The following is a 272-nucleotide window of genomic DNA, read 5'->3' as shown; positions in this document are numbered from 1 at the left end:
AAATATATGATTGTTGTAAAATACCCCGTTTTTATAAATGGCCTGTTTAAGCACAGCCTCTTGCTCAAAGCCGCTCTTAGTAAGTGCTTTCATAGAGCCGGTATTACCAGCAAACACGGCACCAAAAATTCTGTTTAAGTGTGAGCTTGCAAACGCTTCATTGCATATAAGTTCAATAGCGAGAGTAATAATACCTTGCCCCCAATAGGCTTTATTAAGCCAATAACCAATTTCGCCATTGTGGCTGTATTCAAATTCGCCGGGAGTTATGC

The 272-nt window shown here is 40.1% G+C and carries 1 protein-coding gene; it reads right to left on the bottom strand.

Annotation, left to right across the window (positions count from 1 at the left end; all coding sequences use genetic code 11):
- A partial coding sequence (locus AAEY57_RS20015) for a GNAT family N-acetyltransferase (RefSeq protein ID WP_350608668.1) occupies positions 1-272 on the bottom strand: 272 nt, incomplete at both ends.

This window comes from Pseudoalteromonas sp. MER144-MNA-CIBAN-0113 (assembly GCF_040308965.1).
GTDB classification, from domain to species: Bacteria; Pseudomonadota; Gammaproteobacteria; order Enterobacterales; family Alteromonadaceae; genus Pseudoalteromonas; species Pseudoalteromonas tetraodonis.
The sequence above is the reverse complement of the archived record's forward strand: the minus strand, read 5'-3'. Positions and strand labels throughout refer to the sequence as shown.